21 protein-coding genes are annotated in these 19,670 nt (G+C 47.8%); 9 read left to right on the top strand and 12 right to left on the bottom strand.

Annotated features, from left to right (window positions below):
* Nucleotides 1-12 precede the first annotated feature (12 nt).
* Complete coding sequence (locus tag G4P54_RS02215) at nucleotides 13-405, bottom strand: 3-hydroxyacyl-ACP dehydratase FabZ family protein (protein WP_167871648.1); 393 nt, start codon at nucleotides 403-405, stop codon at nucleotides 13-15.
* 85 nt (nucleotides 406-490) lie between these two features.
* On the opposite strand from G4P54_RS02215, the gene G4P54_RS02210 reads away from it, so the two are divergent.
* A complete protein-coding gene (locus G4P54_RS02210) occupies nucleotides 491-1,099 on the top strand; it encodes a dienelactone hydrolase family protein (RefSeq protein WP_167871647.1) in 609 nt (202 codons plus the stop codon).
* A 60-nt stretch (nucleotides 1,100-1,159) separates the two neighbouring features.
* Here G4P54_RS02210 and sipU read toward each other — a convergent pair whose 3' ends face one another.
* The 6 genes from sipU to G4P54_RS02180 form a co-directional block, all read right to left on the bottom strand.
* Nucleotides 1,160-1,723 (bottom strand): signal peptidase I sipU, encoded by a 564-nt coding sequence (gene sipU / locus G4P54_RS02205; protein WP_167871646.1) that lies wholly within the window; start codon nucleotides 1,721-1,723, stop codon nucleotides 1,160-1,162.
* 119 nt (nucleotides 1,724-1,842) lie between these two features.
* Nucleotides 1,843-2,907 (bottom strand): tartrate dehydrogenase, encoded by a 1,065-nt coding sequence (locus G4P54_RS02200; protein WP_167871645.1) that lies wholly within the window; start codon nucleotides 2,905-2,907, stop codon nucleotides 1,843-1,845.
* A 73-nt stretch (nucleotides 2,908-2,980) separates the two neighbouring features.
* Nucleotides 2,981-4,102, bottom strand: a complete 1,122-nt coding sequence (locus G4P54_RS02195; protein WP_167871644.1) for a mannitol-1-phosphate 5-dehydrogenase — start codon at nucleotides 4,100-4,102, stop codon at nucleotides 2,981-2,983.
* A gap of 1 nt (nucleotide 4,103) precedes the next feature.
* Entirely contained in the window at nucleotides 4,104-4,535 is a 432-nt protein-coding gene (locus tag G4P54_RS02190; protein WP_167871643.1) for a PTS mannitol transporter subunit IIA, read from the bottom strand.
* 24 nt (nucleotides 4,536-4,559) lie between these two features.
* Nucleotides 4,560-5,990, bottom strand: coding sequence for a PTS mannitol transporter subunit IIBC (locus G4P54_RS02185; protein ID WP_024714512.1), 1,431 nt, complete (start codon nucleotides 5,988-5,990; stop codon nucleotides 4,560-4,562).
* Between the two features lie 160 nt (nucleotides 5,991-6,150).
* Nucleotides 6,151-6,504, bottom strand: coding sequence for a hypothetical protein (locus tag G4P54_RS02180; RefSeq protein WP_167871642.1), 354 nt, complete (start codon nucleotides 6,502-6,504; stop codon nucleotides 6,151-6,153).
* A gap of 164 nt (nucleotides 6,505-6,668) precedes the next feature.
* Here G4P54_RS02180 and cutR point away from each other — a divergent pair, with 164 nt between their 5' ends.
* Genes cutR through G4P54_RS02165 form a run of 3 tightly spaced genes read left to right on the top strand, consistent with a single transcriptional unit; the run spans nucleotide 6,669 to nucleotide 9,529 of the window.
* A complete protein-coding gene (gene cutR, locus G4P54_RS02175) occupies nucleotides 6,669-7,241 on the top strand; it encodes a copper uptake transcriptional regulator CutR (protein ID WP_024714514.1) in 573 nt (190 codons plus the stop codon).
* A 34-nt stretch (nucleotides 7,242-7,275) separates the two neighbouring features.
* Complete coding sequence (ycnJ, locus tag G4P54_RS02170; protein ID WP_167871641.1) at nucleotides 7,276-8,901, top strand: copper transporter YcnJ; 1,626 nt, start codon at nucleotides 7,276-7,278, stop codon at nucleotides 8,899-8,901.
* Nucleotides 8,902-8,914: 13 nt separating this feature from the next.
* The gene (locus tag G4P54_RS02165) at nucleotides 8,915-9,529 is read left to right on the top strand and encodes a YcnI family copper-binding membrane protein (RefSeq protein WP_167871640.1); all 615 of its coding nucleotides are present in this window, start codon (nucleotides 8,915-8,917) and stop codon (nucleotides 9,527-9,529) included.
* A gap of 42 nt (nucleotides 9,530-9,571) precedes the next feature.
* Here G4P54_RS02165 and gdh read toward each other — a convergent pair whose 3' ends face one another.
* From gdh to gabT, 4 genes are all read right to left on the bottom strand, one after another.
* Complete coding sequence (gdh, locus tag G4P54_RS02160; protein ID WP_167871639.1) at nucleotides 9,572-10,357, bottom strand: glucose 1-dehydrogenase; 786 nt, start codon at nucleotides 10,355-10,357, stop codon at nucleotides 9,572-9,574.
* A 19-nt stretch (nucleotides 10,358-10,376) separates the two neighbouring features.
* Nucleotides 10,377-11,240 carry a glucose uptake protein GlcU gene (glcU, locus tag G4P54_RS02155; RefSeq protein WP_024714518.1) on the bottom strand — a complete coding sequence of 288 codons (864 nt, stop codon included), beginning with the start codon at nucleotides 11,238-11,240 and terminating at the stop codon, nucleotides 10,377-10,379.
* Between the two features lie 122 nt (nucleotides 11,241-11,362).
* Nucleotides 11,363-12,751 carry a succinate-semialdehyde dehydrogenase gene (gabD, locus tag G4P54_RS02150; RefSeq protein ID WP_167871638.1) on the bottom strand — a complete coding sequence of 463 codons (1,389 nt, stop codon included), beginning with the start codon at nucleotides 12,749-12,751 and terminating at the stop codon, nucleotides 11,363-11,365.
* A gap of 68 nt (nucleotides 12,752-12,819) precedes the next feature.
* Nucleotides 12,820-14,130, bottom strand: a complete 1,311-nt coding sequence (gene gabT / locus G4P54_RS02145; protein ID WP_167871637.1) for a 4-aminobutyrate--2-oxoglutarate transaminase — start codon at nucleotides 14,128-14,130, stop codon at nucleotides 12,820-12,822.
* Between the two features lie 105 nt (nucleotides 14,131-14,235).
* On the opposite strand from gabT, the gene gabR reads away from it, so the two are divergent.
* Entirely contained in the window at nucleotides 14,236-15,675 is a 1,440-nt protein-coding gene (gene gabR / locus G4P54_RS02140) for a MocR-like transcriptional regulator GabR (protein WP_167871636.1), read from the top strand.
* Between the two features lies 1 nt (nucleotide 15,676).
* On the opposite strand, the gene G4P54_RS02135 is transcribed toward gabR, so the two are convergent.
* Complete coding sequence (locus G4P54_RS02135) at nucleotides 15,677-15,991, bottom strand: ArsR/SmtB family transcription factor (RefSeq protein WP_167871635.1); 315 nt, start codon at nucleotides 15,989-15,991, stop codon at nucleotides 15,677-15,679.
* Nucleotides 15,992-16,131: 140 nt separating this feature from the next.
* Between G4P54_RS02135 and G4P54_RS02130 the strand changes: the two genes are divergently transcribed.
* The 4 genes from G4P54_RS02130 to G4P54_RS02115 all read left to right on the top strand — a co-directional run bounded on the left by G4P54_RS02130 (nucleotide 16,132) and on the right by G4P54_RS02115 (nucleotide 19,664).
* On the top strand, nucleotides 16,132-16,419 hold the full coding sequence (locus G4P54_RS02130) for a putative quinol monooxygenase (RefSeq protein ID WP_167871634.1): 288 nt from the start codon (nucleotides 16,132-16,134) through the stop codon (nucleotides 16,417-16,419).
* A 16-nt stretch (nucleotides 16,420-16,435) separates the two neighbouring features.
* A complete protein-coding gene (locus tag G4P54_RS02125) occupies nucleotides 16,436-17,185 on the top strand; it encodes an NADPH-dependent oxidoreductase (protein WP_167871633.1) in 750 nt (249 codons plus the stop codon).
* A 162-nt stretch (nucleotides 17,186-17,347) separates the two neighbouring features.
* Nucleotides 17,348-18,226: a TetR/AcrR family transcriptional regulator gene (locus G4P54_RS02120; RefSeq protein ID WP_167871632.1), complete on the top strand. Its 879-nt coding sequence runs from the start codon at nucleotides 17,348-17,350 to the stop codon at nucleotides 18,224-18,226.
* Nucleotides 18,227-18,245: 19 nt separating this feature from the next.
* Entirely contained in the window at nucleotides 18,246-19,664 is a 1,419-nt protein-coding gene (locus G4P54_RS02115) for an MDR family MFS transporter (RefSeq protein ID WP_024714526.1), read from the top strand.
* Nucleotides 19,665-19,670: the final 6 nt, after the last annotated feature.

The following is a 19,670-nucleotide window of genomic DNA, read 5'->3' as shown; positions in this document are numbered from 1 at the left end:
GAAGGGTTTTTTTCATTTTTCAATAAAGATGCCGATTTCAGCTTCAGCAACAGGCTGCCCGCCCACTGACGCCTTGGCATGTCCAAATACAAACCCGCGCCGATTACGCGCGACTTCAAACGTAAGATCAAGCCGGTCACCGGGAATGGCCGCGCCCAGCTTTTCCGCTTTCTTCACGGAAGATAATAAGTCCAAGCTGTTCTCTTCCGTAATGCCTGTAAAAGCCGCAGTTTGCGCAAGCGCTTCAATCACAAGTGAAAAAGGCATTTCTGTTTGCGTCTCAGTAATAAACCAGTCGTTCTCACTGACCAGCTTATAAGCCGCCGCATGTTTTCCGGGCTCGCTTTCTGTCACGCCATCAATAAATAAAAAAGGATAGCGGTGAGGCAAAGGTAATGAGTTCATTCTATATCTCCTTTTTTTGACCATTATATATCAGCCGAAAGCTGAGCGATAGGATATAATGGAAAAAACGCAAAAGGAGACCGTTATGCCGCAAAAGCCGCTCGTCATTCTCGCACACGAAATATATGGCGTAAACACCCATATGAAAAAAATAGCCCGGCTGATCAAAATGGCTGGATATGATGTGTTGACGCCCAATCTGCTCGAAGATGGTGAGGTCTACACCTTGCAAGAGGAAAAAACCGCATACGAACAGTTTACAAAACATAAACGGCTGAAAACGGGAGAATTCCTTATTCAACACTTGATCAGACAAAACGCCGGACGGCCCATCTTTGTGATCGGATTCAGCGCAGGCGCTACGATCGCATGGAAATGCAGCAGTATGCCTGAGGTGAGCGGAGCTGTTTGTTATTACGGTTCCCGGATACGCGATTCTCTTTATCACGTGCCAGCGTGCCCGGTCTTCATGTTTTTCCCTTCATATGAACCGTCTTTTGACGTTGCGCTTCTCATCAAAAAACTGCGGGAAAAACAGCATCCCCATGTGGAGATTTATCAATTCGAGGCGCTTCACGGTTTTGCCAATCCTGATTCAGATACATTCGACAGGGTACTTCTCTTCAAAACGCTTTCTATCATCAAAAACGAGGCAGAAAAATGGCCTCGCCCTGTTTCATCAACGTTTTCTTAAACGCACACAGCCAGTGGTCTCATCAGGTCCGCTCTGTTTGCGATGCAATGTGTTTTGATTTTATTTTGCCTGTCTCATCTCACCGAATGGATAAAAGACGAGTGATTCAGTACCGATGATATCTTCCTCAGAAGGCATGCCCATTCCGTTTCTGCTATCCATCGAATTGAGACGGTTGTCTCCCATTACAAAATATTTGCCGGAAGGAACCTCAACTTCGAAGTCACCCGTTAAGGCTACACCCAACTTTTTGACCTTTTGTTTCTGTTCCTTTAGGTACGGCTCTTCGACCTTTTTATCATTTATGTATAACTGATCATTCTTCATTTTAACGCTGTCACCGGGCAAACCGATTAAACGTTTCACAAATGAACGGCCGCTCTGTTTGTCATGAATGACTAAGATGTCGCCTCTATCAAAACCGCCTGTATATTTGGCTGCTTTGTCCACCAGAATTCTTTCTGAGTCTTTAAGCGTTGGAGCCATTGATGAGCCTTCAACGAGAAAAGGCTTGTAAAACGCCATTCTAACCGTAAAAATAAGCGCTGCGATAAAAATAATGCTAAGTATAACGATCCATTTGGTTTTTGCTTTTTTCTTTAACGTGATTGTTTTTGCATTCAATTTCCTTCACCCGATACCTTCCTGAGAATTCCAAATTATTATACAGCATTTGGGTCTTCTTGGTTAGTCTTTTGTGGAAATTGATTGGCCGGGGCAGCCGTCTGCCCCGGCCTTTTTCATCAAAGTTTCCTTACACGCGCACATATTTCGTCAGTGACTTCGGCCGTTGTGCTTCGTCCGCCAATGTCACGTGTTTTGATGCCGTCAGCCGTGACCCGCTCCATCACTTCGAGGATCTTCGCCCCCAGTTCTTCCTCTCCGAAATGGTCAAGCATCAGCTTCGCTGTCCAAATCTGGCCGATTGGATTAGCTAGGCCCTGTCCGGCAATGTCGGGAGCTGAGCCATGAACCGGCTCGAACATGGACGGGTATTTGCCGGACGGGTTTATGTTCGCAGACGGCGCAATGCCGATGCTTCCCATCAGGCTTGAGCTGATGTCGGTTAAAATATCACCGAACAGATTGCTCGCCACAATGACGTCAAACGTTTCCGGACGCGTCACAAAAAAAGCGGCCAGCGCATCAATGTGCTGAGATGACGTTTCGATTCCGCTGTAGTCAGCCGCAGTCTGCTGAAAGACTTCATCCCAAAACGGCATCGCGTGATAGATGCCATTGGACTTTGTCGCACTCGTCACATGCCCGCGCCGTTTTTTCGCCAATTCGAAGGCAAAGCGCATGACTCGTTCTGTCGCCTTTCTCGTAAATACGGCATTTTGGATGGCGATTTCATCGTCACCCCTGTGAATGCGTCCGCCGACTTCACTGTACTCGCCTTCACTGTTTTCGCGAATCACCACGAGGTCAAAATCATTTGGATGAAGTAGCGGCGACGTAATGCCCGCCATTTGTTTGGCTGGTCTCATATTAATGGAAAGCTCAAGCTCCCTCCGGATTTTCAGCAGCAGCCCCCATAACGAAAGATGATCGGGAACCAGCTTTGGATTTCCGACCGCTCCCAAGAAAACCGCTTCAAATTGAGTAAGTGTATGTATTCCGTCTTCAGGCATCATTTCACCGTGTTCCATATAATAATCACAGCTCCATGGAAAAGACGTAAATAAGAATGACAAACCTCCGTGCACCTCAGCAGCCGTGTGAAGCACCTTCTCAGCAGCCGCCATAACCTCTTTTCCTACTCCGTCTCCCGGTATTGCCGCAATCTCGAATTGTTTCATCGTCATTCTCCTCCCCTGTTATCGTAAGCGTTTTCTATTATACTAGAAAAAAATCCCGTGACGTGGTGTCACGGGTCGGTTATTGGTTGAGTTTCTTTAAAATGATGGCATGCAGCGGTTCATGAGACTGAATGCCGCACACCTCTTGAAGCACGCCGCTGTATCCTTTTTTATCGATCAGCGCTTGCAGTTCAACCGCTTCGGGGTCACCGGTGTAATCAAAGCGCAGGGCTGCGGCAATTCCTTCCGCAAGTGCGTTCGGCTCTTTTATTTTCTTTGCCGGGCCTACGAGTCTATCATTCTCTCCCAATTTTCTGAGGGGTGATCTCGCCACGCGGGTCACATCATCCGTAATAAATTGATTTTCAAAGCGTCCGATAATGTTTTTGATATATTGTTCGTGTTCGGCTTGCTTAAAGCCATACGTTTTGATGAGATAGTCACCGGTTTCAAGCAGCGCTGAATGAACGACACGGCGGATTTCCGGATGATCAATTGCTTCTTTGACTGTTTTCAGCCCGCGCTGATAGCCGACATACGCTGTCACCGCGTGTCCGGTATTGACCGTAAACAGCTTTCGTTCGATGTACGGCGTTAAATCATGAACAAAAAGCGCGCCGTTTATGACCGGTGTTTTCCCTTTAAAGCCTGATTCATCAATGACCCATTCGAAAAATGGTTCAACTGATACTTTTAGCGGGTCTTCATGATGCTGAATCGGCACGATCCGGTCTACGGCGGAATTCGGAAAGCCAACTGTTTCACTGATGGATTCCCGCTCCGCTTCTGTTAAGTGGCTGAATACCTCTTTCTTCAAGAAGCTGCTGCCGCCAATCATATTTTCGCAGGCAATGATGTTTAGCGGGTTTTCATGACGTCTTCGTCTTAGGCCTTCTGCGATAGACGGCGCAATCAGCTTTAACACGTTCGGGCCGACCGCTGTCGTGATAAGCGCCGCGTCATTGATCAGCCGGTACAGCTCCTCTTGCTGGCTGCCGCTATTGATGGCGCTGACCGGGCCGATCACCTCTGATGAATGCCCCTCTTCTGCCAGCTCCACTGTATATGCTTTCTTTTCATGAAGGAGGCTGACCATCGTAGCGTTCACATCGGCAAACACCACATCATAGCCGGAGTGGTGAAGCAGCGCTCCGATAAACCCCCTCCCGATATTTCCCGCACCGAAATGTAAGGCGATCATGTCAGTTCACCTCGTTAAAAATGGCGATCAGATCTTCTTCGCTTTGAGCAGAAATCAGGCGTTCAATGTTTTCTTCTTCTGAGCAGATAATGGCGATGTTAGACAAAATATCTAAATGCTCATTATTTTTGCCGGCAATGCCGAATACCACTTTTGCCGTGTTGCCTGCTCCGTATTCGACACCGTCAGGAATCTGTATGATGGAGATCCCAGAGTGAAGCACCTCGCTTTTCGCTTCTTCTGTGCCATGGGGAATTGCAATGAAATTCCCCATAAAAGTAGAGGACGTCTCCTCGCGTTCAAACATTTTGCCAATGTAATCTTCTGTCACATAGCCGTTGTCAATCAGCGTCTGGCCTGCCATTTTGATGGCCTCTTCTTTTGATGATGCCGTTTGATTGAGTTTAATATTTTGCTTTGCGAGTACTTGCATGTATATCACTCTCTTTCTATGAGATTACTTTTTAAGCTTTTCAAGAAGCTCGTCGTATTTCGGACTGTTTAAGAAGTTATCTACTGATATGTGCGTCGCGTTCGGCAGCTTGGCTTTCGCGCGGTCTGTTAAATCTTTATGGGTGATGACAATATCCGCATCGCTTGGCAGATTGTTAATGGCCGTGTTGGCCACACTGATGTCAAGCTCAGCCTTTTTCACTTTGTTTCTTAAGATGGATGCCCCCATGGCACTTGATCCCATTCCAGCATCACACGCGAAGATAATTTTGTTTACGCTTTCAGGAGACAGCTCAGACGTTTCCTCAGCTTTCGTTTGCTCCGCTTCTAAAGCTGCGGCAGCTTGGCTTTTCTTCCCTTTCATAGACTGCATTTTTTCTGTTGCGGCAGTGAGATCTTCTTCGCTTGCTTTTGAAGATTTCAAGATCACGGCTGATACAATGAACGAAACAGCCGCAGCGACTAACACACCCGCCAATACGCCGAAGTAGCCTCCTCTTGGCGTCATCGCCATCAGTGCGATCATGCTTCCCGGTGACGCTGCTGCGACAAGTCCGGCATTAAAGATCGTAAACGTTAAGAGTCCGCTTGCTCCGCCGGCAATGGCTGCGAGGATTAAGGCAGGTTTCATCAAAATGTACGGAAAGTAAATCTCGTGAATCCCGCCGAAGAAATGAATAATCGCCGCGCCGGGAGCTGTTGATTTTGAAGAACCTTTGCCAAAGAACATGTACGCCAGCAAAATGCCGAGCCCTGGCCCTGGATTTGCTTCTACTAAAAACAGAATTGATTTCCCTGTTTGGGATGCCTGCTCGATTCCGATCGGACTTAAGATCCCATGGTTAATGGCATTGTTGAGGAACAGCACTTTCGCCGGTTCCACAAAAACGCTGGCTGCGGGCAGTAAATTAGCGTGTACAATGACTTCCACACCGGCTGCCAGCAGTTTGTTTAACGTCAGGACAACCGGGCCGATGGCGTAAAACGCGAGAATGGTTAAAGCCGCGCCAACAATCCCCGCCGTAAAGTTGTTGATCAGCATTTCAAAGCCTTGTTTGACTTTTTCCTTGAACAATTTATCAGTCTGTTTAATGAGGTATCCGCCAAGCGGTCCCATCATCATTGCACCTAAAAACATTGGAATATCCGACCCGACAATCACCCCGATTGCCGCTGTCGCCCCGACGACTCCGCCGCGGTGGCCGTAAATCATTTTTCCGCCTGTATACGCTATCAAAAGCGGCAATAAATATGTGATCATCGGGCTGACAAGCGTATTCAGCTGTTCATTCGGAAACCATCCCGCCGGAATAAACAGCGCAGTAATGATGCCCCACGCGATAAACGCGCCGATATTCGGCATGATCATTCCGCTTAAATAACTGCCGAAGCGCTGCACTTTCACTTTCATGCCGCCTTGCTGTTCTTGCTGCATATATAAACCCTCCTTGTTTGTCGCTGTACGATATAAAAGCGAGAATTTTACTTCCCCTTGGCTCTATATTAAAGCGCTTACAACCTCTATACAATTGAAAGTAAAGAGGACTTTGGCACACGGCTGTGACAATTTTTTAAAAATAAAAAGGCTCCTGATTTCAGGAGCCTTTTCTCTTGCCTCTATAAATAATGTTGCCGTTTTGAATCACGTACTTGGCGATCATCCGCTCACTCACAATAAAAACGGGATATGCGCACACAAGTGCAAATACCGCCATCGGCACGTGCTGCACGGCCGGTAACATCGAGCTAAGCTCATTGCGGAGGAGCAGCAAAAGATAAATGAGCAGCACGATAACCGCTAATGACACCAGCATAATCGGAGCTGATACTTTATATTCGTAAAGCCGTTCCCGGCAGTGTCCGCAGCGAAATTGACAAGGTACATTTGATGATCTGACCATGTCCCCTGTCAAAGGCTTGCCGCAGTTTGGGCATACTGTTTCTTTCATAAGGTATTCCTCACTTTCCATTCCATATGTCTATTATACCAGAGTCCCTTCTGTTTCGTTTTGTTGCCGTTCAACACATTTTCACATTTTTTATCATCAGCTTACTTGTCTCTGTCTCTAAAATCCTCTACGCTTAAATAGATCTTAATGGAGGGGATGTATGAATGCTTCCAATTAATAGACAGCAACATATCCTGAAATGGCTGAAAGAAGAAGGCACGCTCAAAATTTCTGACATCAGCGCAAGATTCGGCGTTTCTGAAATGACGATATACAGAGATGTCAATCAGCTTGTTCAGTCAAATCAGGTCATGAAAACGGCCGGCGGCATCACGCTGCCAGTCCGAACACCTCAAGCGGATCATATGTGCAGCTATTGCCTGAAGCCGGTTAATCAGGCCTATTCGGTTCAGCTGATTACGGTAAACCAAGACATTGAACAGCTATGCTGCGCACATTGTGCGTTTTTGCGCTATGCAGATAAAACAGAAGAGGTTTCACACTTGATTTGCAGAGATTTTCTGTTACACACAACAGTCAGTGCCGGTTCGGCCTATTTCGTCGTCAATGCGGAATTAAATCTGCAATGCTGCCAGCCGCAGGCGATTCCGTTTGCGACACTCGACCATGCTGAACGGTTTCAAAAAGGATTCGGCGGAGCCGTCCGCACCTTTGACCAGGCACTGAAAGACATGCTGCAAGACAGAAAAAAACGCTGCACCTGCATCAAGAAATAACACAACATATACAGCGGAAGGTGGTGTCAGAGTAATGAAGCGAAACAGATGGTGGGTCTTCCTTCTGCTTTTTCTTGTTTTCCTGCCGAAAACAAGCTTTGCTCACGCCTATATTGTCAAATCTTCACCTGGAGAAAACAGCGAATTAAAAAGCGCTCCTGCACAGGTGGAAATCGAATTTAACGAACCGGTTGAAGAAGGGTTTCATTTCATTAAAGTCTATAATTCAAACGGCGACCGGGTGGATACGGACAAAACCGAAATTAAAAATGACAACAATCACATCATGACAGTGAAGCTGAAAAAGAATCTGCCGCATGATGTGTACAGAGCGGAATGGAATGCCGTGTCCGCGGACGGGCATCCGGTTTCCGGCGTCATTCCGTTCAGCATCGGAAAAGCGGACGGCGGATTCAGCAGCCAAAAAGCCGCCGGTGCCACATTGAACCCGGCAACAGCCGCAGACCGCGCAATTCTGTATACAGCCTTATCTCTGTTCATCGGAACGGTTTTCTTCCATCTCTTTTGGTATAAAGGGAATTCAGAACAACTTGCCAAACGGACGAAACGTATCTTCATCGTCTCGATCGCCGCATTGGGACTGGCACTTTTGCTTCAGCTTCCGATTCAGACAAAAGCGAACGCGGGCGGCGGCTGGAGCAGCGCCTTCCAGCCGGGCTACATGAGAGAAACACTGTTTGAAACAGCAGGCGGCACCATTTGGATCATACAAGCCGTGCTGTACGTGCTGCTTGCACTGTCTGTGATCCCTGCGATACGTAAAAACCGCTTTTCGTCCTTCGGCTATTGGACAGCACCGGTGGTTATCTTTTTCGGTCTCCTGCTTGCCAAAGCGTTTACCGGGCATGCCGCTGTCGTTGAAGAAAAAACGGTCGGCATTTTGATGGATTTTCTTCATTTATCTTCCGCTTCCATCTGGGTTGGCGGAGTAGCGGCACTCGTTTTGCTGCTCACAAAAGAATGGAGGCAGCCTGACAAAACGCTCGCATGGGAAACGGTAAGCCGCTTCTCGCCTTGGGCGCTTATTGCCGTCGGCGTCATTTTGTTTTCAGGCTTGCTCAATGGATTTTTTATCATTCGTTCGATGGATTCACTGTTTCACACGGCATACGGCCAAGCTCTTTTAGTCAAAAGCGGACTGTTTGTTTTGATGCTGGCTTTAGGCGCCATTCATTTTCTGCTCACCAGAAAGCAGCGCCGCGCAGGAATCAGCCGAACGCTGAAAGCGGAATGGGCAATCGGCATCGCTGTCTTAGTCACAGCGGCCGTGTTTACAAGCCTGCCGAGCCCGCCTGAGCCGGCGCCGGAACCGTTCTATCAAACCAAAGCGATCGAAAACGGCCAAAGCGTTTCTCTCAGCATCAGCCCGAACCAGCCCGGCAAAAACGTATTTGAGCTGCGGGTCACCGACCATAACGGCGATCCGGTGAAAAACATCCAGCAAATCACGTTAACCGTCTATAAAACAGGCCTGTCAGGCAGCAAAAACAAAAGCACCTTTACGTTAAAAGAAAAAACAAAAGGTGTCTTCCAGGATCAAAACCTGTCCATTAATGAAAAGGGAAACTGGAAGATCAAAGTCCACGGGCTGACCGGTGACTTTAACGAAATCAATATCATATTTACAAAAACCAATTAAAGGAGTGTTTGATATGTTGAAAAAAGTTGCATTCACACTGTGTCCTGCTATTGTCGGCTCTCTCTTATTTTTTACGGCTCCTGCCAGCGCGCATGTTTCTGTAAAGCCTGCTCAATCCGCGGCCGGCTCTTGGGAAACGTATACGATGAAGGTGCCTTCTGAGAAAAATCTGCCGACAACGAAGGTCGTCCTCAAAATGCCGAAGGATATTGAATTCCAGCAATATGAACCAATTCCCGGCTGGAAGGTCTCCACTCAGAAACACGATGACAAATCAGTATCCGTGACGTGGGAAGCGACTGACGGCGGCATTCAGGAAGGACAGTTCCAGCAGTTTACCTTTGTTGCCAAAAACCCTGATAAAGCAGAGGAAGCCGCTTGGGACGCCTACCAATATTACAAAGACGGCAGCATTGTTGAATGGACAGGTGACAAAGATGCAGATACCCCTCATTCCATTACGAACATCACTGCTGCAAAACAAGTGACAGATGAGCACGGCGCCACGAAAACGGAAAACGATTCCGAAGAATCAGGCTCCTCAGCTCTTGACATCACAGCGATTGTGCTGTCTGCTGCTGCCATTATTTTATCTGCAGCAGCACTTATAAAGAAGAAACGTGCCTAATAAAAAAGCGATCCAGAATCATATCTGGGTCGCTTTTTTTGATTAACCTCGTCCCGCCTGGAAGGAAGGATATTTCGTCATTCCGCCGTCTGCAAACAAGGTGATGCCTGTGACGTAGCTGGATTCCTTAGAAGCAAGCCACGCTGCCACCGCGGCGATTTCCTCCGGTTCGCCGATATATCCCATCGGAATCATGCTTTCTACATCCGCTTTCTGTTTAGGATCAGCAAATTTTTCAGCATTGATTGGCGTGTTGATCGCGCCCGGTCCGATGTTGTTGACGCGAATGCCCTTCGGCGCGTATTCCAAAGCCAATGTTTCTGACATCAGCTTAATTCCGCCTTTACTTGCCGCGTAATGAACAAATAACGGCCACGGAATCATCTCATGCACACTGGACATGTTGATGACATTTCCCTTGATATCGTTTTCCACGAAATATTTAATCGCTTCACGGCTTCCTAAAAAGGCGCCCGTTAAGTTCGTGCCGATAACTTTATCCCAGTCCTTCAGCGGCATTTCGTGAGACGGCACAGGATTTTCAAGTCCGGCGTTATTAATCATAACATCGAGTGTGCCGAACTCTTTTACCGCTGTTTGCACGATATTTTTTACATCTTCCTCTTTTGTGACATCCCCTTGTACGACAACAGCTTCACCGCCCGCCTTGATGATCTCTTCTTTTACCTCATTCGGGTCCTGTTTACCACTGTAGTAGTTGATGACCACCTTCGCCTGCTCCTTGCCGAAGCGAACGGCCATTGCCTTTCCAAGCCCTGATGCCGCTCCTGTAATGGCGACAACTTTTCCTTTTAAATCCGGATACATATACATCCTCCTCCATTTGTTAAGAATTTGATTTGGCGATTCCTAAAAATACAGCGGCTGCGATAATCAGGATAATCCCGATCGCAATTGCGATAAGCTGGCGTTTCGTTTTCTTTTCACGCAGGATGAAAATACCGCCGAGCGTAGATATGACAATTCCCATTTGCGAGAGGGAAAAGCTTGTTGCAACCCCGACTCTTGGCTGAGAAATAAACAAAAACATATTTCCGCCTGCCCAGATTAAGCCTGGGAGAATATTTCTGATCGCATACTTGTTAAAGGGTTTGTGTCTGTAGGTTAAAACTAACCCTCCGACCACCATGCCAATCGCCTGCGGCAGAAGCGCCGACCAGCCGGACACATTGAACAATCTGGCCACGACGACATAAACCAGATAACCAAGAGTCGAGACAAGAAGAATCAAAATGCCCTTTTTCAAGTTGCTCGGCTCTCCCTCTTCCCTGCCTTTTTTATCTTCCAATGACGTGAGGATGATGCCCACAATGATAAAAATCAAAGCGAGAATACCAAGCGTAATTGCAATCGGTGTTGACCATTCGCGGAACACAATCACACCGAACAGCGAGGTGGATACGAGCTGCATTCCTGTCGAAATCGGCATTGTTTTGGATACACCCATCAATTCAATGCTCTTCAGCTGATTGGCCTGTCCAAGCGACCAAAACAAGCCGGATACGATTCCAACAATAAAAATGCGAAGTGACAGGACGGGCTGAACAAACAAGTAAATAACGATAGAAACAATGAGCGCTCCGATCGTCGTTCCCAGTGTCTGGCTGTACGGCCCGCCGCCTAATTTCACATTGAAGAGAACAATGCTCCCCCAAAACAAAGCCGGGAGAAGAGCCAATAATAAATCCATTGTTGGGGAACCTTCTTTCAAAATGTATTTGCTGTTATTTTGGCTGGAATTGTTGTGATTATTCGCCGGAACACAAAAAGAGCTGCCGGATAATCCGGCAGCTCTCAGGAGCTTGCATTCTTCTACAAACCGATGGACAAATATTTTGTTTCAAGGTATGGCTCAATGCCTTCCGAGCCGCCTTCACGGCCGATGCCGCTTTCCTTCATTCCGCCGAATGGCGCTTGAACCGCTGACGGTCCGCCGTCATTCCAGCCGATAATGCCGTACTCTAGATTCTCGGAAATATAGATGCCGCGGCGGTAGTTTTCTGTGAAGAAGTAAGCAGCCAAGCCGTACGGTGTATCGTTGGCAAGCTGAATCGCTTCATCGATATCAGAAAACGTAACGATTGGCGCAACCGGGCCGAAGGTTTCCTCGTGCATGATATTCATGGACGTATCGACATCGGCGAGCACTGTCGGATTGACGAAGTAGCAGCCTTTGTCATCGTTTCGGTCATATGTGCCCCCTGCAAGAACCTTCGCGCCTTTTTCAACCGCATCATCAATTTGGCTGATGATTTTTTCGAAGCCTCTCTTATTGATAATCGGCCCGACGTTCACACCTTCCTCTAGTCCATTTCCGACTTTGAGCTTAGACACTTGCTCGCTTAGTTTCGCCGCAAATTCATCTTTAATGGATTCATGGACGATCAGGCGGTTCGCACATACGCAAGTTTGGCCCGCGTTTCTGTATTTGGACATCATTGCCTGTTCAACGGCAAGGTCAATGTTCGCATCTTCATCCACGATCAGCGGCGCATGCCCGCCGAGCTCCATAGAGACGTGCTTCACGGTGTCCGCGCTGTTTTTCATAAGGATTTTCCCTACTGGCGTTGATCCTGTGAACGTGATTTTGCGGATTTTCGGACTGCTTGTGAACACATTTCCGATTTCTTCTCCGTCGCCGATCACAACCTGAAGAACATCCTTCGGAATGCCCGCTTCATATGCGAGGCGCGCGAGCTCGTAGGCAGACAGCGGTGTGTCCGGTGCGGGCTTGATAATAAATGTACAGCCGGCAGCAAGAGCAGGGGCCGCTTTGCGTGTAATCATCGCATTCGGAAAATTCCAAGGCGTGATCGCAGCAACGGGGCCGACCGGCTGGCGCGTGACAACAATTCGTTTACCCGTTGTCGGAGCAGGCACCGTTCTTCCGTACACACGCTTCGCTTCCTCTGCGAACCATTCAATATAGCCTGCGCCGTAAAGCACCTCGCCGACTGCTTCCTGATATGGCTTTCCGTTTTCCTTTGTAATTAAATCCGCAAGTTCTTCTTTATGTTCAACAATCAGCTCATACCATTTTTTCAAAAGAGAGGCTCTTTCGTTCGCTGATGTTTTAGACCACGTTTTAAACGCTTGATGTGAACGTTCAATGGCTTCTTCTACTTCTTTGGCAGATTGCTGAGGAATCGTTTTGATCTCCTCGCCCGTAGCCGGGTTGTAGACCGTTAATTGATCTGGCATATTGAACATTCCTTTCTTTTCATGATTACTTAAAATGATAGCAGACCCTGCCGTTTTCTTTCCAATGATTAAGCTCGCAGGCCCGCTTCCAAGATGCTGAGCCCTTCATTCAGAAGGCTGTCTGAGATGACGAGCGGCGTCAGAAAACGAATGATATTGCCGTTAATTCCCGCTGTCAGCAAAAGCAGCCCATTTTGATTCGCATACGCCGCGATCGCTGCCGCTTTCGCTTTATCAGGCTCACGCGTGTTAGTGTCCTTGACGATTTCGATGGCCGCCATCGCCCCGAGTCTGCGGATGTCACCGATGAAAGGAAATTCTTGTTTCCACTCATATGCCTTATCTTCAATGATTTTGCCAATTTCTTCAGAACGCTCATTCAGCCCTTCTTCTTCAATAATATCCAAGACAGCCAAAGCCGCCGCGCACCCGAGCGGGCTTCCGGCATACGTGCCGCCCAGCTCTCCGGGCGCTGCCGCATCAAGCATATCCGCGCGGCCGATCACACCGCTTAACGGCAGGCCAGCCGCAAGGGATTTGGAAACCGTAATCAAATCAGGAACAACATCAAAATGTTCAATTGCGAAATAAGTGCCTGTTCTGGCAAAACCGGTTTGAATTTCATCAGCGACAAATACAATGCCGTGTTCCTTGCAGAATGACGCGACGTGCTGCACAAACCGTTTCGAAGGAATGATAAAGCCCCCTTCCCCCTGTACTGGCTCCATCACGACACACGCTACCGTTTCAGGCGCGACTGCAGCGATAAAGAAATCATTAAACGCTTGGATCATCATGTCGTCATAGCTTTCATTACTCATGCCGTCAGGTTTCTGATAATAATAAGGAAACGGCGCTTGATAAACCTCTGACGCAAAAGGTCCGAAGCCAAACTTATAAGGCTTTACCTTGCTTGTCATGCTCATCGTCATATTCGTTCGTCCGTGAAACCCGCGTGTAAATGAGACAACCCCTTGGCGTTTCGTATGCTTTCTGGCGATTTTCACAGCATTCTCGACCGCTTCCGCCCCTGAATTCAGAAAGATCGCTTTTTTGGCATGGCTGCCCGGTGCAATACCGCACAGTTTTTCGGCTAATTCGATATAAGATGGGTACATCATGACATTGAAGCCGGGGTGAATCAGCTCCTCCGCCTGCCGCTTCACAGCCTCAACCACCTTCGGATGCGAGTGTCCGACGTTTAACGTTCCGATGGCGCCTGCAAAATCAATAAATCTCCGTCCGTCCAGATCGTACAGCTCAGCCCCTTCTCCTTTGACCGCCAGACTGCGGTTGCCGTTGCTCACACCTTTTGATACGAATTGATCCCGTTTTTGCTGCCACTGGGCAGTCGTGATGCTTGCTGTTGTTTGACTCATATGAAAGCCCCCCTGTTGCTATTTTCTTATCATTCTGACTTCCTTTTGGTATGATGAAAAGTACCAATTATAAATTTTCGATGGTACCAGAAGGAGAACCCGCAGATGGATATCACAATGACACTCGATCGCTCAGAACAAGCCGATTATATTTATCAGCAAATTTATCAAAAGCTGAAAAAAGAAATCCTCAGCCGCAATCTGCTGTCCCATTCGAAGGTTCCCTCCAAACGGGAGCTGGCTGAGAAGCTGAAGGTCAGCGTGAATTCAGTGAATGCAGCCTATCAGCAGCTCTTGGCTGAGGGTTATTTATACGCCATTGAACGAAAGGGTTTTTTCGTGGAGAAGCTGGACATGTTTTCAGCTGAGGAACACCCTCCGTTTGCCCTGCCGGATGACCTGATAGAGATTCCGATCGATCAAAGCGACTGGATTTCGTTTTCACACATGAGTTCCGATACAGACCATTTTCCGATCAAGAGCTGGTTTCGCTGCGAACAAAAAGCGGCCTCCCGCTCATACCGCACGCTCGGCGATATGTCGCATCCACAAGGAATCTATGAAGTAAGAGCGGCTATTTCCAGGCTCATTTCTCTGACGCGTGGCGTAAAATGCCGGCCGGAACAAATCGTCATCGGGGCAGGCACACAGGTGCTCATGCAGTTATTGACTGAGCTTTTGCCTGAGGAATCGGTGTATGCGATGGAAGAACCCGGCTACAGGCGCATGTACCAGCTTTTAAAACACGCCGGAAAGCAAGTAAAGACGATCACGCTCGATGAAAAAGGCATGTCGATTGATGAAATCAGCAGACAGCAGCCTGACGTGCTGGTGACGACCCCATCGCATCAATTTCCTTCCGGAACGATTATGCCTGTATCCAGAAGAATTCAGCTGCTGAACTGGGCAGCCGAGGAGCCGCGCCGCTATATTATTGAAGACGATTATGACAGTGAATTTACATATGATGTAGACAGTATTCCGGCGCTTCAAAGCCTCGACCGGTTTCAAAATGTTATCTATATGGGTACCTTTTCAAAGTCCCTTCTGCCCGGCTTGCGGATCAGCTATATGGTTTTGCCCCCGGATCTATTGCGGACATACAAACAGCGGGGCTATGACCTGCAGACATGCTCGTCTCTTACGCAGCTCACCTTACAGGAATTTATCGAGTCCGGAGAATACCAGAGGCATATAAAAAAAATGAAGCAGCATTATAAAGAAAAGAGGGAACGCCTGATCACCGCTTTAGAAGCAGTGTTCGGCGGAAAGGCTGCCGTAAAAGGAGCGAATGCGGGCCTGCACTTTGTCGCCGAATTTGATACAGACCGCACCGAACAAGACATCCTGGCACACGCCGCCGGCCAGCAGCTTGAAATCTTCGGAATGAGCAGGTTTGATTTGAAGGAAAACAAGCGGCAAACGGACAGGCCCGCTCTCATTATCGGCTTCGCACGGCTGAAGGAAAAAGATATTCAGGAGGGGGTCAAGAGGCTTTTCCGCGCTGTTTACGGACATAAAAAAATCCCCGGTACAGGGGATTGATTCACCAGCGGTCCTGGTCCACATGCAGCACCGCTTCAAGCAGGCCCGGAAATGCCTTTTCAAGGTCTTCAGCGCGAAGCGAATAATACCGGCGCTTTCCTTCTATGCGAACTTGGGCGATGCCTGATTCTCTCAAAACTTTGAAATGATGTGACAAGGTTGACTTGGCAACCTGCACATCCGCACAAGTGCCGCACGTTTTTTCTTTCGCTTCCGCCAATTGCTTGACCAGCTCTAAACGAAGCGGATCACTCAGTGCGTGAAGAACCTTTGTCAGCTGCAATGTTTCTGTTTCTGGATGGTTTGGAATGTTCATGACACAAATGTATCACACAACAATTCGAATGACAATTTTACTATTTAAGGGTTTTTCCTTTACCTCATTTTGAATACATGTTACAGTTAGTTCGATGAAATTCGAACAATAAATTCATTTTAAAGACGGAGGAGATCAACATGATCGTATTACAAGCTTATATGAAAGTAAAACCAGAAAAACGCGAGGAATTTTTGAGCGAGGCGCAATCGCTTGTTCAGCATTCAAGAGCTGAGGAAGGCAACGCGCAATACGACCTTTTTGAAAAAGTAGGCGAAGACAATACATTTGTGATGCTTGAACAATGGAAAGGTGAAGCAGCAATTAAATCCCATAATGAAACTGCACACTTCCAAGGGTTTGTCGCAAAAGCAAAAGAACTGCTGAGCGCTCCTCTTGACGTTGTCCGCACAGAGCTTAGCGAGTAAGGAAAGGGTGTCCTATATGAATGAAGTCATGACATCATTAACAGACCACCGCTCGATTCGCAGCTACACAGATGAACCTGTAGCGCAGGAACAATTGGACCAAATCATCCAAGCGGTGCAAGCCGCACCATCTTCTATTAACGGGCAGCAAGTGACTGTGATCACCGTACAGGATAAAGAGCGCAAAAAGAAAATCTCCGAGCTGGCAGGCGGACAGCCTTGGATTGACCAGGCTCCTGTTTTCTTGCTGTTCTGCGCAGACTTTAACCGGGCCAAAATCGCGCTTGAGGATTTGAATGATATCAAAATGGAAATCACAAACGGCTTAGAGTCTGTTCTTGTCGGCGCAGTAGACGCGGGTATCGCCCTCGGCACAGCGACAGCAGCGGCTGAATCACTCGGGCTTGGCACGGTTCCGATCGGAGCGGTTCGCGGAAACCCTCAAGAGCTGATCGAATTGCTTGAGCTTCCGAAATACGTGTTCCCTGTATCAGGCCTTGTCATCGGTCACCCTGCCGACCGTTCGGCGAAAAAACCGCGCCTGCCGCAGGAAGCGGTCAATCATCAGGAAACATATTTGAATCAAAATGAACTGACGTCTCACATTCAGAAATACGACGAGCAGATGTCTGAATACATGAATAAACGGACAAACGGAAAGGAAACAAGAAACTGGTCACAGGGCATCGCTACCTATTATGAGCGCCTGTACTATCCGCATATCCGTGAAATGCTTGAGAAACAAGGATTTAAAGTTGAAAAATAAGCCACACCCGGCCTGTCGGAATCTCCGGCAGGCCTTTCAATTATCCGGTTGAAATCCATTGACTTCTATTTCGTTTATTTGGTAAAATTTTTTCATTGTTACTCATTGGTTTTTTGTGAACCAATGAGTTTTCTAATGTTCAAGAAAGAAGGAAGCCATGAGATGCTTGATAAAAAAACAGATATTTTGTTAGCTGCGCGAAAGCTTTTTTCAGAAAAGGACTTTACGTCGGTTTCCATGCAGGCGATCGCGGAAGAATGCAAGATGTCAAAAGCTTCGATATATAAGCTGTTTCAATCTAAGGAAGATCTGCTTTTGGAGCTGCTGTCATTTAACCAGAAGCAAATGGTGGCCGCGGCCTCAAGACTTCAGGAAAATACCGCGCTGACACCGGAGGAGCGTTTGTCGCAAAAGGTCAAAATGGAGCTGGAAGGCTTTAGGCGGAATCAGCAGTTTTTCAATATGCTGACCTACGGAAACCTCAAGCCTCATAACGATCGAGTCAAACAGCATATCCATCAGACCAGATCGACGATAATCTGTTGGCACCGTGATTCGCTGATTCAAGCGTATGGAGAAGCCATTCTTCCGTTTGTGTGGGATTTGGTGATCATTCTTCACGGCATGATGCGTGAGTTTTTAATGCTGATCAAAATAGAGGAAAAACCGCTAGAGCTTGACCCGATCGCAGAGTTTATCATCAGCACCCTCAATCAGATTGTCAAAAACAAGGAGACCCGGCAGTCTCTTCTTCCGCCTGAAGCCATCGAGCTTTACATTCATTCAGCATCCGCTTACAAGCCAAAGGATAAATCAGCCCTATTGTCGGAAAGCCTGAAGGAATTACATAAAGGCATCTCTTCCCTGTCCGCCGCGGACTATGACGTAGATGAGCTAACATCCGCAGCCGCCATGCTGGAGGAAGAAGCGAAGAAGGAAACCCCCCGCGCTTTTTTGCTCAAATCACTGATTGGCTATCTGGAACAAACCGGTGTTTTAACACAGCCCGTTTCGATGTTAAAAACACTGTTAATTACTTAGAGAAAAGAAGGGATATGTATTGGACACAAGTATTGAACCAAAACCTTTTAACCGTTCTGTCATTGTCGGCATTTTGTTAGCCGGGGCGTTTGTCGCGATTTTGAACCAGACGCTGTTAATTACCGCGCTTCCCCATATCATGAGGGATTTCAAAGTAGACGCGAACCAAGCGCAGTGGCTGACCACTTCATTTATGTTAACAAACGGGATTTTAATTCCGATTACCGCGTTTTTAATTGAGAAATTCACGAGCCGAACACTGCTCATCACAGCAATGAGCATTTTCACTGCCGGAACAATCGTCGGGGCGTTCGCTCCGAACTTCCCGGTTCTGCTTGCAGCACGTATCATTCAAGCCGCCGGAGCCGGTATTATGCTGCCGCTCATGCAGACCGTATTCTTGACGATCTTTCCGATTGAAAAACGGGGTCAGGCTATGGGTATGGTTGGATTGGTGATCTCGTTCGCGCCTGCGATCGGACCGACTCTTTCCGGATGGGCAGTCGAAGCTTTTTCATGGAGGTCACTGTTTTATATCATTCTTCCGTTCGCTGTAATAGATTTGATTCTTGCCAGCATCCTGATGAAGAACGTAACGACTTTACGAAAAACACAGATTGATATTTTATCAGTGATTCTTTCGACATTTGGATTCGGCGGCCTTCTGTATGGTTTCTCAAGCGTCGGCTCTTACGGCTGGACCAGTTCAACCGTCTTGCTTTCACTGCTGGTAGGTGCCGTCGCACTGCTCCTGTTTATCATAAGACAAATGAAGCTTGTAAAGCCGATGCTGGAATTCCGCGTCTTTACGTTTTCCATATTCAGCTTAACAACACTGCTCGGCACAATTGTCTTTGCGTTATTGATCGGTACAGAAACCATTCTGCCGCTTTACACACAAAACGTCCGGGACGTCACAGCTTTTGATACAGGGCTTATGCTTCTGCCGGGGGCTGTTGTGATGGGCTTCATGTCACCGATTATCGGCAGAATTTTTGACCGTGTCGGCGGAAGAGGGCTGGCGATTGCCGGTTTCTGCATCATCTTCCTGACATCACTGCCGTTTATGCAGCTGACTGAACATACATCACTCGCTTGGATTGTTGTGTTGTATACCGCTCGTCTCTTAGGCACCGCCATGATCATGATGCCGGTGACAACAGCCGGAATCAACGCGCTGCCGCGCCACCTGATTCCGCACGGCACGGCGATGAACAACACGATTCGCCAAGTCGGCGGATCGATCGGAACCGCCCTATTGGTATCCGTGATGAGCAACCAGGCGGCACACGCAGGTACGACAAATGTGAAACACGCCGCCCTGCACGGCATGAACGCCGCTTTTATCGTGGCAGCCTGCATTGCACTTGTCGGCTTCCTTCTCTCATTCACATTAAAGAAACCTCAGCGCCCTGCTGAACAGCAGCCGGCACGCTGATCATAA

The organism is Bacillus tequilensis (assembly GCF_012225885.1).
GTDB lineage: Bacteria > Bacillota > Bacilli > Bacillales > Bacillaceae > Bacillus > Bacillus tequilensis.
Note: the sequence above shows the minus strand (reverse complement) of the source record. Positions and strands in the feature narration are given on the sequence as shown.